The organism is Mesorhizobium sp. M0830 (assembly GCF_040319965.1).
Taxonomy (GTDB): Bacteria; Pseudomonadota; Alphaproteobacteria; order Rhizobiales; family Rhizobiaceae; genus Mesorhizobium.
On sequence record NZ_JAMYOR010000008.1, the window covers coordinates 23111 to 36736 of the forward strand.

The 13626-nt window shown below is 60.0% G+C and carries 13 protein-coding genes and 2 pseudogenes; 7 read left to right on the forward strand and 8 right to left on the reverse strand.

Annotated features, from left to right (window positions below; all coding sequences use genetic code 11):
* Nucleotides 1-25: 25 nt before the first annotated feature.
* The 3 genes from trbG to NKI20_RS07290 are packed head-to-tail and all read left to right on the forward strand — an operon-like array spanning nt 26 to nt 2474.
* Nucleotides 26-1039, forward strand: coding sequence for a P-type conjugative transfer protein TrbG (gene trbG / locus NKI20_RS07280; RefSeq protein ID WP_352829448.1), 1014 nt, complete (start codon nt 26-28; stop codon nt 1037-1039).
* Complete coding sequence (locus NKI20_RS07285; RefSeq protein WP_352829450.1) at nt 1036-2250, forward strand: TraB/TrbI/VirB10 family type IV secretion system protein; 1215 nt, start codon at nt 1036-1038, stop codon at nt 2248-2250. Before trbG ends, NKI20_RS07285 begins: the two co-directional genes overlap by 4 nt.
* Nucleotides 2247-2474 carry a DUF2274 domain-containing protein gene (locus NKI20_RS07290; protein ID WP_352829452.1) on the forward strand — a complete coding sequence of 76 codons (228 nt, stop codon included), beginning with the start codon at nt 2247-2249 and terminating at the stop codon, nt 2472-2474. Before NKI20_RS07285 ends, NKI20_RS07290 begins: the two co-directional genes overlap by 4 nt.
* A 25-nt stretch (nt 2475-2499) precedes the next feature.
* On the opposite strand, the gene NKI20_RS07295 is transcribed toward NKI20_RS07290, so the two are convergent.
* From NKI20_RS07295 to NKI20_RS07305, 3 genes are all read right to left on the reverse strand, one after another.
* Entirely contained in the window at nt 2500-2916 is a 417-nt protein-coding gene (locus tag NKI20_RS07295; RefSeq protein ID WP_352829454.1) for a LysR family transcriptional regulator, read from the reverse strand.
* Between the two features lie 35 nt (nt 2917-2951).
* Complete coding sequence (locus NKI20_RS07300) at nt 2952-3554, reverse strand: acyl-homoserine-lactone synthase (RefSeq protein WP_352829456.1); 603 nt, start codon at nt 3552-3554, stop codon at nt 2952-2954.
* A 75-nt stretch (nt 3555-3629) separates the two neighbouring features.
* Nucleotides 3630-4505, reverse strand: coding sequence for a helix-turn-helix transcriptional regulator (locus NKI20_RS07305; protein ID WP_352829458.1), 876 nt, complete (start codon nt 4503-4505; stop codon nt 3630-3632).
* A gap of 85 nt (nt 4506-4590) precedes the next feature.
* On the opposite strand from NKI20_RS07305, the pseudogene NKI20_RS07310 reads away from it, so the two are divergent.
* A pseudogene (locus NKI20_RS07310) lies at nt 4591-4758 on the forward strand (cobalamin-binding protein); the annotation flags it as partial.
* A 324-nt stretch (nt 4759-5082) separates the two neighbouring features.
* On the opposite strand, the gene NKI20_RS07315 reads toward NKI20_RS07310, so the two are convergent.
* Together NKI20_RS07315 and NKI20_RS07320 are read right to left on the reverse strand one after the other, a co-directional pair.
* Nucleotides 5083-6444: an MFS transporter gene (locus NKI20_RS07315; RefSeq protein WP_352829460.1), complete on the reverse strand. Its 1362-nt coding sequence runs from the start codon at nt 6442-6444 to the stop codon at nt 5083-5085.
* Nucleotides 6445-6667: 223 nt separating this feature from the next.
* Nucleotides 6668-6904 (reverse strand): annotated as a pseudogene (locus NKI20_RS07320) (phosphoenolpyruvate carboxykinase (ATP)); the annotation flags it as partial.
* Between the two features lie 135 nt (nt 6905-7039).
* On the opposite strand from NKI20_RS07320, the gene NKI20_RS07325 reads away from it, so the two are divergent.
* Nucleotides 7040-7936 (forward strand): LysR substrate-binding domain-containing protein, encoded by an 897-nt coding sequence (locus tag NKI20_RS07325; protein ID WP_352829611.1) that lies wholly within the window; start codon nt 7040-7042, stop codon nt 7934-7936.
* Nucleotides 7937-8128: 192 nt separating this feature from the next.
* Here NKI20_RS07325 and NKI20_RS07330 read toward each other — a convergent pair whose 3' ends face one another.
* Together NKI20_RS07330 and NKI20_RS07335 are read right to left on the reverse strand one after the other, a co-directional pair.
* Complete coding sequence (locus tag NKI20_RS07330; RefSeq protein WP_352829464.1) at nt 8129-8923, reverse strand: pyrroline-5-carboxylate reductase family protein; 795 nt, start codon at nt 8921-8923, stop codon at nt 8129-8131.
* Nucleotides 8924-8938: 15 nt separating this feature from the next.
* Nucleotides 8939-9568 (reverse strand): TetR/AcrR family transcriptional regulator, encoded by a 630-nt coding sequence (locus tag NKI20_RS07335; RefSeq protein WP_352829466.1) that lies wholly within the window; start codon nt 9566-9568, stop codon nt 8939-8941.
* Nucleotides 9569-9716: 148 nt separating this feature from the next.
* On the opposite strand from NKI20_RS07335, the gene NKI20_RS07340 reads away from it, so the two are divergent.
* A complete protein-coding gene (locus NKI20_RS07340) occupies nt 9717-11753 on the forward strand; it encodes an oxidoreductase (RefSeq protein ID WP_352829468.1) in 2037 nt (678 codons plus the stop codon).
* A 46-nt stretch (nt 11754-11799) separates the two neighbouring features.
* Complete coding sequence (locus NKI20_RS07345) at nt 11800-12402, forward strand: dimethylsulfoniopropionate lyase (RefSeq protein WP_352829470.1); 603 nt, start codon at nt 11800-11802, stop codon at nt 12400-12402.
* 155 nt (nt 12403-12557) lie between these two features.
* On the opposite strand, the gene NKI20_RS07350 is transcribed toward NKI20_RS07345, so the two are convergent.
* Nucleotides 12558-13625: an FAD-binding oxidoreductase gene (locus NKI20_RS07350; protein ID WP_352829472.1), complete on the reverse strand. Its 1068-nt coding sequence runs from the start codon at nt 13623-13625 to the stop codon at nt 12558-12560.
* Nucleotide 13626 lies beyond the last annotated feature (1 nt).

Below are 13626 nucleotides of genomic sequence, written 5' to 3' on the forward strand. Positions count from 1 at the left end.
GAAGACGGAACATACAGCGCGCTCCATGACGAAGGCGCGTGTGCTTGTCCTGGCACTGCTGTCGGCGACAGCACTCGCCGGCTGCGCCTCGAAAAAATACATTTCGCCGGAGATCCAATACGACGATGCTGTGCCTGCCGTGCAGAGGGCCGATCCGCCTGGTGCGGTGAAGGTGGTGGAGCTGCCGAAACCGCTTCCGCTGCCCGGCCAGTTGAAGCCGATAGAGACCAGTAAGGCTAAGGCGGAGCCGGCCGATCCCAAACAGAGGATCAGCCAGGCCAATGAGGCCGCACGAATGCAGCCTGTCCGCGATGGTTTTATCAACGCGATCCAGCTGTATCCCTGGAGTGAAGGCGCGCTCTATCAGATCTATGCCGCGCCCGGCCAGGTCACCGACATCGCGCTGCAGCCGAGCGAGCAGCTTGTTGGCTCCGGTCCTGTCGCTGCCGGCGACACTGTGCGCTGGATCATCGGCGACACGCAGAGCGGGGCAGGGGATCGGCTTCAGGTCCACATCCTCGTCAAGCCGACGAGGCCCGATCTCCAGACCAACCTTGTCATCAACAGCGATCGTCGTACCTATCATCTCGAGCTGCGATCGACCGAAGGCACCTACATGGCATCGGTTTCATGGCAGTATCCGCAAGATCAGCTGATCGCGCTCCGGCGCCAGAACGCACAGGTTTCCGCCGCGCAGCCGGTCGCTGCCGGCGTCGACATCCAGAAACTCAACTTCCGCTACCGCATCGAGGGCGACACGGCGCCGTGGAAGCCGATGCGTGTGTTCGATGACGGCACAAAAGTCTATATCGAATTCCCGTCCGGCATCGCTCAGGGTGAGATGCCGCCGCTCTTCGTCATCGGCCCATCGGGCGGCTCGGAACTGGTCAACTACCGCGCTCGGCAAAACTACTATGTCGTTGACCGGCTGTTCGCCGCAGCTGAACTGAGGCTCGGCGACAAGACGAGCGAGAAGCGTGTCAGAATCGTGCGCAGTGACGGGAAAAGACCGCAGCGTAGCGCGGGGCTGTTCCGATGAGCGACGTTGCAGATCCCCCGAACGTCGACATCAGGGCCGAACTACGTCTGAGGCCCGAGCCCGCCAGGGTCACGCGCCTTTCGCGCAAGGTGCTGATCGGTCTTGGTGGAGTGGCCAGCGCTGCGATCCTTGGCACACTGATCTGGGCGCTCGACATCAGGCGGCACAGCAACGATGAGCCGTCCGAACTCTTCACCACTGAAAATCGATCGACCGCCGACGGGCTACAAACCCTGCCGAAGGATTACGCCGGCGTTCCAAAACTCGGGCCGCCTTTGCCCGGCGATCTCGGACGGCCGATTCTGCGTGCGCAGGAGCGCGGTCAGTCGATCAAGGTGCCCGACAGCAGTACGCCGCGCGCCGATCCCAACGAGCAGCGTCGCCTGGCAGAGATTGAGGCCGCGCGTGTCGCAAAACTCTTTACCGAAACCAACCCGCGAGCGAACCCCGCGCGGCAGGATACTGGCACAGGGAATGCCGTGGCGAGCGCTATGTCCGGCTTGACACCACCGACCGAACAGCCTCCGCTCGATCTTGGCGCTGCGCAAAACATGCAGGACCGCAAAGCCGCATTCGTCAACGCAGAACCGGATCGGCGCACTGTCAGTTCCGATCGTCTCGCCGGAAAGGCCTCGCCCTATGTCGTGCAGGCCGGCACGGTCATTCCGGCTGCACTCATTACCGGTATCCGTTCCGATCTTCCCGGTCAGATCACCGCTCAGGTCACGGAGAACGTTTACGACAGCCCGTCAGGAGCGTACCTCCTGATTCCGCAGGGTGCGAGGCTGATCGGCCAGTACGACAGCCAGGTCGCCTTCGGACAGTCACGCGTGCTTCTGGTCTGGAATCGGCTCATTCTGCCGGACGGCGCCTCGATCGTCCTGGAGCGCCAACAGGGTGCGGATGCGCAAGGTTTTTCCGGGCTGGAAGACGAGGTCGATCATCACTGGGGACAATTGTTGCGGGCCGCGGCGGCCTCGACCTTGCTCAGCATCGGGACATCATTTGGCTCCAGCAGCGATGAGAGCGACATCGCCAAAGCCATCCGCGAAGGCGCGCAGGATTCGGTGAGCAATATCGGTCAGCAGATCGTGCGCGACCAACTGGACGTCCAGCCGACGCTTACCATCCGGCCCGGGTTCCCGGTCCGTGTCATCGTCAATCGCGACCTTGTAATGGCGCCCTATGGCACAGCAAAGGAGCCGTCATGATCAAACTGAAACTTTCCGCCATTCCCGATGATCGGCCGATCAAGATCACGGTCGAACTGCCCGCCACCGTTCACCGCGACCTCGTCGCCTATGCCGAAGTGCTCGGCCGCGAGGCGTGCCAGACGATCACCGATCCGGCAAAGCTGATTGCACCGATGCTCGCGCGGTTCATGGCGACAGATCGGGCATTCACCCGATCCCGGCACGGTCCTAAAGATAGCTAATTCCGTGCGCGGCCGAAGAAGAGTATCAGGACGCAGGATCCCACTTCCGAAGAAGCGCGATGAAGGCAGCCACGTTGGGATCGCGGCCCATCGACCCAGCGACGGCCTTGAGAAACGCGCATTTGCAAGGTGACGCATCCAACCCGATCGGTGATTGGACACTCTTCCCCGACCCCGGTGCTCCAACCTGTTCAAGCGCATCATCCAGATCGTTGAGAATGCGGCGCAGGTTGGCCAGGAAACGTTCGCCGGCGGCCGTTGCCTTGACCCCGCCGGGATGGCGTTCGAACAAAGCCACGCCCAACATCAATTCAAGATGCCTGATACGCCTGCTGAGCGCGGAATGATGAATTCGCAGTTGCCGGGAGGCACCGAGAAAGCTGCCTTCCTCGGCGATAGCGATCGTACAGTAAAGCGTGATCAGCTGAATGGAGCGCCACATTGCAACTCCTTTTGTGCGGAGACGATGTCTCGTGGTCACGAGTTTGATTTGTTGGTGCCGGGCCTGCCGGTCTCGCGAAGCCTTTGCAGCGTGCGTTCATCGAAACGCGCCGTCACCGCGACTGTCTCTTCGCCGCCGATGAGCTTGGGTAGCCCAAGCGGTGTCACCCTGAAATGCAATTGAACCAGGCGTAGCAGCCAAAGCGGGTTCATTTCGATGATGATTGTGTCGACGCCTCTGCCCATGCCCCACTCGACGATACCGGACAAAAGTGAATTCGCCACCGGACTGAGCATGCGTCCGCGTTCCCGAAATTGCGGTTCGACGCAGTAGCGCGTCCATTCCCAGATGTTTGCGCCAGCAGGCCGCTCGCCTTCGCAAAGATCGGACAGGATCTCCGACAAAAGGTGCGGTCGGGTTGAAGGCAGCATGCGCTGGTAGCCGACAACTCGATTTTCGGTGAGAAAGAGCATGTGAACTGCGTGCTCATCGTCGAAGCGGTCGATCTCACGACCACTTTCGCGCTGCAGATCCGCCCAGCCTCTTTCTTCGACAAATACCTTGTGGCGCAGACGGAACGCCTGATCCAACTCCGCTTGATATTGTTCCGCATTCTGCGCTGTAACGATAAGAAACATCTTGGTTGACCTCCAGTTTCGAGGTCAACCAATGGTCTTTGCTAGTACAAGCCGGCATCACGTATTTGCGCGAGGCTAGGCTATCAGACCCAGGCGGAAAGCTTCAGCGACAGCGTGTATGGTGCTCGTCACGCCGAGTCTCTCACGTACTAAGCGCAAGTGGGTATCGGCTGTGTTGCGGCTGATGCTGAGGTGATCGGCGATTTGGTCCACTGTGAGGCCTTCCGACGCCCAACGCAGGACGTCCTGCTGCCGAGGAGAAAGTCGCACGGGCTTCGAGATCCGTTTTCCATCCGCGAGAATAGCCGCGCAGCCGAAAGCGCAGGCGGCAACAAACTGAAAGGCGAGACGGTCGTGAGGGTCGGGGTCCAGCTTTTCGCCGGCGACGGAAAAGCCGACCACCTGTCGTTCCAACGTCGCAAACGGTATTGTGAAACCTTCGCACAATTTGAACTCAGTTGCCTCGTCCATGATCCGCCGACCAAATGGGCGGACCGCGCCCATTTGATTCATTTCGCTCCAACGGAACGGGCTGCTACCACGACTTACAAGCTGGATGGTTGGATCACGATAAAGGTAGCCCTGTGAAAAATAGCGCTCGGACCATTGTTCTGGCCAAGCGTCGAGAAGGACATGTGCTAGCTGCTCACGCCTTAAGGCATGTGGTGGAGGTATTGGCCCTGCCAGCATGTTCGTGGCGCCAAATCGGTTAGCATAACGAAGCGCGTACCGACAGATTTCCTGCTGGGTTGAGCTCTTCCGTATGTCGTTCAAAAACTCGAACGTATCATCAAGGCGACTGCGCCAAGCCCTAGTCGGCGATCCTGGATTGTTGATCCGACCGTCGCTGTGAGCGCGCCGTCCCTCACGTTCCTTCCCGATATCTCGCGGACTGTTACCTGACATCACAACATTGAAGGCTTGAACCGCGCCAGATTTTCCGGAGGCCATTTCGTTTGGTCACTCGGCCGTTTCTTCCTGCATGGCGTACCGCTCTTTGGTTTCGGCCGGCGGGATGTTGCCGTCGGGCTCCAGCCAGGAAAAGGGTATTCGCGACGACTACGTCGTTCTGGTCGGCGTGCCGCTCAACAAGGAATTCGGCAAGGCCGTCGGCGCCGACTTCTATTGCCGCGATCCGGCGGTGGCGGTCGAGACCGCCAAGGACTTCATGAAGCGCAAGCACAAAGTGCGGGTATCATCATAGCTGCAAGGCAACCTTTCTCGGTGGAAGTCGTAGGCGTCTGGCGTGGAGCGACGGCATCCACGTGGGCCAACAGCTCTCGCGACGGCCCGTCGATCGGGCAGCGCTCCGGCAGCCAGATGTCGCTCACGAATGGACATCGCCCGGTTATCGCCAAGCGGCCGTGTGGACGGTTGTGGTGTTCACTCACGCTCTGCTTGATCTCCCAAGCTACGCACGCGGCGATGGCTAATTTGAGTTGGTGGAGTGGCTGGGAATTCCTGCGGGCATCCCACAACCACTCCACCTCACGTAGGGTTCCTCATGCGTGCGGAGCCGGCCTCCCGGTTAGTGCGAATAACCGGCGGCTGTCTCGCTGAGGCTCTTCCCTTTGGTCTCGGGCGCCAGCCACTGCGACAACCCGGCTCCGACACCGGCGATGCCGGCGGCGATCAGCATGGTTGTCGAAGTGCCGAGGTTGGACATTGACCACGGCAGCAGAAACGTGCCGAGGCCGGCGCCGATCCGACTGATGGCGGCCGCGAAGCCCGTTCCGATCCCGCGGACCTCGGTCGGGAAGACCTCGCCCGGGTAGATGCCGGTCAGCGTGGTGTACCCCGCGTTGAAGAAGGAGAAGGCAAGGAATAGGCTCAACACGACCATCGCCGGCGCGTCCCCCCACAATCCGATAATCGCGAGGAGCACGGTGCACAGCCACTGCGTCGGAACGGTCAGCACGCGGCGGCCGGCCTTGTCTATCAACAGCACCGTGATCACCACCCCCGCGGCAGCGACCGCGGAGAGCCCGACTCCGCCGGCAAACCCACCACTGAGGCCGTATCTCTCCAGCACGCTGTCGGCGAAGGTGGCGATCGCGAAGTACGGTGTGACGGCGCAGAACCAGAACCCCGATGTGAACAGCGTGGCCCGCCAATACTGTGCGGAGAACAGCGTCCCCACACCGCCCTTGGCAGTGTCCCCGTGCTCGACATCAACCATGTCGGCGGAGCTCTCCATGTACCGGTGGGCGATGTCACGGGCCTCGTCCTTGCGGCCTTGGTTCCATAGCCAGTGCGGCGACTCGGGCAGGCCGATCCGGGCGATGAGCAAGACCACCGCGATCAAAGTGCTCGAGCCCAGGATGACCCGCCAGCCCAGGCCAGTCATCTCGACCAGCAAGTGACCCACGATGAATGCGACCATGAACCCGACATACCAGGCGATTACGGTTACGCCCAACAGCCGACCCCGCAACCGGGCGGGAGAGAACTCGGACATCAAAGGCCAGCCGATGGAGTATTCACCGCCGATCGCGATGCCCATCAACAGCCGGATCACGAATAGCTGCATGGCTGAATCGGCGAAGAACTGCATTGCTCCGGCGAAGAACTGCAATGCCGACGCAATCACGAAGAGGGCCATGTCCACCAGGAACATCGGCTTGCGACCGAACTTGTCGGTGGCCCAGCCCCCCAGCGGCGAGCCTATGAAGATGCCGAACAACGGGGCCGCTGCAATCAGGCCCATCCAGAGTTCCGAGATGCCCATATCGGCGGTCATCTCACCGGTCACCGGGCCGATGATCCCGAGGATGTAGCCGTCGAGGAACATCCCGCCGATCATGACGGCGATCAGCCTCCTCATGAACCGTCGTTTGAATGCTGCCGAGGCCTCGCCAGGCTCGGCGGCGGTAGCCGCTATAGATGACATATATAGTTTCCTCCCTATTTCTCGGTTTGATTTTCGGCAAATGGATGAGTGGGGTGAGGTTGCTCCGATCGCGTTGCGCAGCAGCTAAGGAATCCAAGATCGTGGTGTTCACGCCCCCGGTTGACGAATGCGTCCCCGACCCGGGCGACGACAACTCAAAATGGAAGAGTTCGCGCGGGCCGAGCTACGGCCGAAAGAAAAGTTCGCAATGTCCCGCAAAAGGCACGTTCGAGGTGATGCCCGAGAGGAAGTAACAAATCGCCTGGGCCGGCCTCAGCCTCGCGATCGCTGTCATCACGCCAAACGCATCCTCGGTGAGCATGACGATATTCTTGGGATGGTCTGCTTTGGCTGTCGACGAGGCGTTGGTGATGAAGGTCAGTGGGTAGGCGGCGCGGGTGTTCTCGGTCTTGCTGCCGTCCGTCGATGCGGGCTTCCAGTAGCGTGAAATCGGAGATAGAAGCCTTTCCTGCATGACGTTTCCTTATGTCTCTCTGAGACAAGAAATGCAGGAAGAGTTGTTTATTTTCAACGGCATAAATAATTGTGTCGTGAGTAAGAAAATGTTATGCGTAAGTGGATCGATGGGGATGCCATGTATTTTCGAAGGAAACTTCCCTCCCTTACAGCCCTAGTCGCGCTCGAAGCGGCTATCCGGCATAGAAGCGTCACGGTGGCCGCGAAGGAACTCGGCGTCACACAGGCTGCTGTGAGCCGACAGATCGCCCTACTCGAGGAGCAGTTCGGCAGGCCGCTCTTCCGCCGCGGGCACCGAACGATCGAGCCCACTCCGTCCTGTTTGATTCTCGGCGATGCGTTAGCCGAAAGCCTCTCCGCAATCGCCGATGCCGTGGACGTCGTCAGGAGCAATGGGAGCGATGTCGTGACGATCGGTGCGACAATCGCCTTTTCCTCGTTCTGGTTGCTGCCCAAGCTGGCCGAACTCAGACGGTTGCACCCCCGCGTCCAGATACGGGTGATATCGCAGGACACCAGGTTCAATCTGGAAGCCGGAGAGGTGAATATGGCCTTTCGGTACGGCTCACCCCCCTTCCACGATGGGATGGCGATCGCGGGACGCGGAGACAGGATATTTCCCGTCTGCTCGCCGGGCTACGCACGCGCCCGTGACATCGGCTCATTTCCGACAGGCACGTTCGAGCTCATCGAAACCGACGTGCCCGACCGCAGTTGGTATCGGTGGGCTGAGTGGTTTGCGCGGTCTGGTCGAAAATCCGATGGAAGGGCGGCGGCCCTGTGTTTTAGCCATTATACCGAAACGATATCGGCCGCCCGGGCGGGCCAAGGCGTCGCTCTGGGATGGGAAACACTGATCAGGTCGTTTCTGGACGACGGAAGTCTCGTGAAGGTGGGCGATACGGAGTTCGAAGCGGAAGGCCGCCACAACGTCGTCATCTCCGCGGCCTCGAAGCGATCCGAAGTGTGCGATCTCGTGGCCGGATGGCTCACTCAAGCGCTCCAGCGGCCCTAGATCGGGGGCCAGTCGACGAATGAAGTTCGTCGAGCCGCGTTCAAGGACGCCTTGTGCGGCAGGGCGGTCGCCTCCGACGCCTGTTGCCGCGACGGCTGTGGCGCTCGAGGCCGCCAAGGACTTCATGAAGCAGAAGCACACCGTTCGCGTATCAAAGCAGCAAGGCAACTCCTGCGGTGTTGGAGGTGGGGCTCAGGTGGACTGTCCCATGCTCACGGATTTCTGAAGCGCTGCAGCAAGGCCATCTGCAACGGCCGCTTCAAACCCGGCCGCGCGCATGGCCTCGATTGCCGCTGCGGTGGTGCCGCGGTAGTCGAGGAAGGTCTGGACGATGTCTTTGGGATTGTCTGCGCGAGCCTCGATGAGTTTTCCCGCTCCAATCAGCACCGCGATGACGCTCCTTCGGGCAAGGTCCGGGCTTATTCCTCGCCTGACGGCATCGTCCATCATCGCCGCCGCCAAAAGCGCCGGAAACGCCGGGCCGGATCCGGTAAGGCCGGTCATGTAGTCGATATCTCCTTCGGTTTTGACTTCGTCGGCGGCGCCACAGGCTTCTAGAATCCGGCGAACGACATTGCGGTCATCCGCGGTGACGCCCTGGGAGCCTATCCAGGGAGTATAGGAATTCCGCACCTCTGCGGCTGCATTCGGAAGCGTGCGGACCACGCGGTCGGTCTTGAGACGTCGAGCCAATTGGTCGAGAGGGATCCCGGCCATGACCGACATGACAAGCTTGCCGGACGCAGAAATGTCGATGGCAGGCCAATCCTGGGGCCGGACCGAGACGATGATGACATCAGATCGATCCACCAGTTCCTGGTTGTCCCTGGTCCAGGTAGCGTTTGGCAGAAAGTCGGGTTCCTCGCTTCTGTAGGAGAGCGTGAGGTGCTCTGCGGCAACTACTTGTGCATCGACAATAGCCTCGGCGAAGGCGCGTCCCAGCCAGCCTCCTCCACCAATTATCCCGATGCTCATGGATTCGCTCATTGTCGCAACTCTTCCTCAGTCCGCCAAATAGTCATGTCTGGCGAAAAACCGATCCAGTTCGCGCTGCTGCGGGGCCTCGCCCGTAAAAATCTCCACGTAGCCGGGAATGCGCTTCATGCGGGCCGTGAGATCTTCCCTGGTCTGCATTGAGATGTAGCCGATCTGCACGAGGTAGACGGTGCGCGCTCGAACATCGGCCAAGCTTTCCTTGTAGCCGAAGCGGACGAACATCTGGCTCATGGCATCGAGACGCGTCTGGTCGGCTTTCTGGACCTCCGCCAGAATGTCAGGGGATTGAATCGCCCAGCTTCTGACTGCGAACTCGAACTGGGCATCGAACAAGGACTTGTCGAGCCAGCAGTCGAAAACGTTCAGCATCGCTTCGGCAACCGTTTCGGCATAGGCCTCGGCCTGCTTGACGAGGTTGCCAGTGTTCTTGTCCCGCCAACGCGTCACGAGGCCAGCCAACAGTTCTTCTCTATCCCTAAAGAACCAATAAAAGCTGGTGCGCGACAGGCCCAGCTTCTTGGCCAATGGCGAAATTCTCACCGTGTCGACGCCAGATTCCAGAAGCAGGTCATAGGCGGCTTCGAGCCATCCCTCCGGCGATCCACGCCATCCGCTATCGTTCGAAATCTGCTCCATGAGCGGCCAGCCTAACAAAAGGTCAAACTGAAAACCAGCAAAATGTACACCTATGTCGACTCTGTCGACTTACTGGAAGCTAAACTTGACATGCATGTACATTTCCAGATAGCGTTCGCACCTGCCATCCCAGTCCGGAGTCCGTCTGATGTCGAGCGATCCCCTTCTGCAGCCATACAAACTCAAGCATTTGACGCTGCGCAATCGCATCATCGTGACGTCGCATGAGCCGGCTTATCCGGAGGACGGGATGCCTAAGGAGCGCTATCTTGCCTACACAGTTGAAAGGGCGAAGGGCGGTGTGGCGATGACGATGACAGCCGGGTCCGCGGCGGTCTCGAAGGACAGCCCCCCGGTTTTCAACAATCTGCTCGCCTACAAGGACGAGATCGTGCCGTGGATCCGGCAGATGACCGATGCGGTGCACGAAGAGGGCGCCGCCATCATGATCCAGCTAACCCACCTTGGACGTCGCACACGCTGGGACAAAGGCGACTGGCTTCCCGTCGTGGCGCCGTCCCATCATCGGGAAGCCTCACACCGCGCGTTTCCCAAGAAAATTGAAGACTGGGATATCGAGCGCATCATCAAGGACTTCGCGGACGCCGCCGAGCGGATGAAGGCGGGCGGGATGGATGGCGTCGAGCTGGAGGCTTACGGCCACCTGCTCGAACAGTTCACGTCTCCTCTCACGAATGACCTTGACGGTCCCTATGGCGGTTCCCTTGATAATCGCATGCGCTTTTGCATGGACGTCTTGAAGGCGATCCGGTCCCGGGTCGGCGAGGACTTCATCCTGGGCGTGCGCTATACGGCGGATGAACGTCTCCCCGGCGGCACTGGCAAGTCGGAGGGCATTGAAATCTCCAAGCGGCTCAAGGAAAGCGGACTTATCGATTACCTCAACGTGATCCGCGGCCATATTGACACCGATGCGGGCCTGACGGACGTCATTCCGATTCAGGGAATGGCGAATGCGCCGCACCTTGATTTTGCCGGCGAGATTCGTGCGGCAACCAACTTCCCAACCTTCCATGCAGCGAAAATACCGGACGTCGCGACAGCGCGCCACGCGATTGCATCGGGTAAGGTCGACATGATCGGCATGACGCGCGCTCACATGACCGACCCACACATCGTGCGCAAGATCATCGAAAAACGCGAAGACGAAATCAGGCCCTGCGTGGGTGCCAACTATTGCCTGGACCGCATCTATCAGGGCGGAGCGGCATACTGCATTCACAACGCCGCGACCGGCCGCGAACTGACCATGCCGCACATCGTCCCCAAGGCAGAAACCCGCAAGAAAATTGTCATCGTCGGTGCAGGTCCGGCTGGCCTCGAGGCCGCCCGCGTGGCGGGCGAGCGAGGACACGAGGTGGTGGTCTTCGAGGCCGCCAGCGACCCTGGCGGGCAGATCCGCCTGACAGCGCTGAGCCCGCGCCGCAAGGAGATGATGAGCATCATCGACTGGCGCATTGCCCAGTGCGAAAAGTACGGAGTGACCGTCAAGTTCAATAGCTGGGCGGAAGCAGAAACCATCGCGGCGGAAAATCCTGATGTCGTCATCGTTGCGACGGGCGGGGTGGCGCACACCGACGTCCTTTCCAAGGGCAACGAGTTGGTGGTGTCCTCATGGGACATCATCTCCGGAGACGTAAAGCCAGGAACCAATGTTCTGATCTTCGATGACGCCGGTGACCACGCGGCACTTCAGGCCGCGGAATTCCTCGCGGGAGCGGGAGCGAAGGTCGAGATCATGACACCGGACCGGTCGTTCTCACCCGAGGTCATGGCTATGAACCTCGTGCCCTACATGCGGTCTCTTCAAAAACTCGATGTGACCTTCACGGTTACCTATCGGCTCGAGTCTGTTGAAAAGAACGGTAACCAGCTCATTGCAAACGTCGGCAGCGACTACGGCGGCATATCGAGACAGCGGGTCGTGGACCAAGTTGTCGTCAATCACGGCACCATTCCACTCGATGACATCTATTTCGAACTGAAACCGAAATCGACCAATCACGGTGAGATTTCGCAAGATGAGCTCATCGCCGGACAACCGCAGTCGGTGGTGCGGAATCCGCAGGGCCAGTTCCAACTCTTTCGTATCGGCGACGCCGTTTCAGCGCGCAACACCCACGCCGCGATCTACGACGCACTGCGACTGGCGAAAGATATCTGACGTCCGGCAACGGACCAAAGCGTCCGCTCACAACAAGGACTGCGAGATGAACAGAAGTGAGGCCCTGCAATATTTTGTAGACACGGCGTTCGTGGCCTTCGACCAGTTCTCACACGACCTGCGATCGCGCAGATCGATCATCCAGCTCTTCGCCCAATCGGAAGTTCCCGGGCTGGAGCGGACCAAGGCAGGGAGCCGTTTGCCGGTCTGTTCTTATCTTGGCTCGGCGTTGGCAGAAGAAGCGATCCCGTCCACGCTCCGCAACTTGATCGAACGCTTCAAGGCGATTGAGCCGCTGCTCGAATGGCGGCCGAAATCAAATCCCGCCCAGTCTGCCAGCAGCAATTTCAGCGACGGTCACGCCAACGCGATGATCCTTGGCCCGGGCGGCATCGAGGACAGAAACGATCTGTGGCTCGGCGTCACGTTGATGGCTCCTCACGTTCGGTATCCCGACCACGATCATCCGCCGGAAGAGACCTACCTTGTGCTCTCGCATGGCGAGTTCAAGCAGGGTGACAAGGCTTGGTTTTCGCCGGGCATCGGTGGTTCATTCTACAATCCGCCAGGCATCAAACACGCAATGAGGTCGCTGGATGGGCCGCTGTTCGCTTTCTGGGCGCTCTTGGTGGATCAGACGCATCACTGAGCTCGGCCAGGACCCGCTACAGGTCGAGAAATGCCAGGACCGCCGTGCGGGTGAAGCGAGTCAATCATCATAGCTTCATCCATCGACTTCGATTGGCCGCGGACCGACAAGGCGCTGCCGATCTCGCAGGGGCGCCTCAGATCGTGGAATGGTTGCTAGGCGTCGATTTTCACATGGCCGACCGGATTGGAACAGCAAGCAAGGATATAGCCGTCGGCAATCTCTTCGTCAGTGATGCCCCCATTGTGGACCATATGCACGTCGCCTTCGGTCTTGCGAACCTTGCATGTCCCGCATATCCCCATACTGCAACCCGATCGGATCACCAGGCCGGCAGCCCGTGCTGCAGCCAGGATCGTATCCGTCTCGACGCATGTCGCGGAGACACCGGATAGGACAAATTCGATCTCGGCCTCGTTGTTCTCGGCGGGAACAAAGTCATCCGGGACCTTCTCGGCCTCAGGAAGAGGCGCGCGGAAGCTTTCCTGATGGTAATGCGCCATGTCGAAACCGAGACCGGCCAGCGCCTCGCGGACGGCTTGCATGAAGGGCTCGGGCCCGCAGCAGAAAACCTCGCGCTCAAGATAATCCTGCGCCATCAGTCCGAGCATCAGCTGGTTGAACATGCCTCTGTAACCGGTCCACGGCCTGTATGGATCGGTCTGTTCAACCACCCATTTCAGGTCAATGCCGGTTACGCGCGACGCCATATGCTCCAGCCGTTCGCGGAAGATGATCTCAGAAGGGCGGCGCGCGCAGTGGACAAAGACGATGTCCGGATCAACCCCGGAATCATACAGGTGTGTAGTCATGGACATCATCGGTGTGATGCCCGAGCCGGCTGAGATGAAAAGATACTTTTCGGCTGGCTGATGTGCCATCGAGAAGGTGCCGCCCGGACCGATTGCCCGCAGGCGCATTCCCGGACGGAGGCTGTCAAACATCCACTGCGTTCCGACAGAGTCGGCCTGCGCTTTCACGGTAATGGTCAGCGAGGTCGGCCGCGACGGAGATGAGGATATCGTATAGGTCCGGTAGATCGGACCGCCGGGAGTGGGCAGTTCCAAAGTGAGGAACTGCCCCGGATCAAAATTGAACAGCGATCCGGTCGGCGACCGGAAACAAAAGGTCAGGACGTTCGGCGCCTCCGGCAGAAAGGAGGCACATTCGAGTTCTTCCGCGTCGGTCCAGAAAACCAGCCTGGGTTTTGCGACCACGTTCATT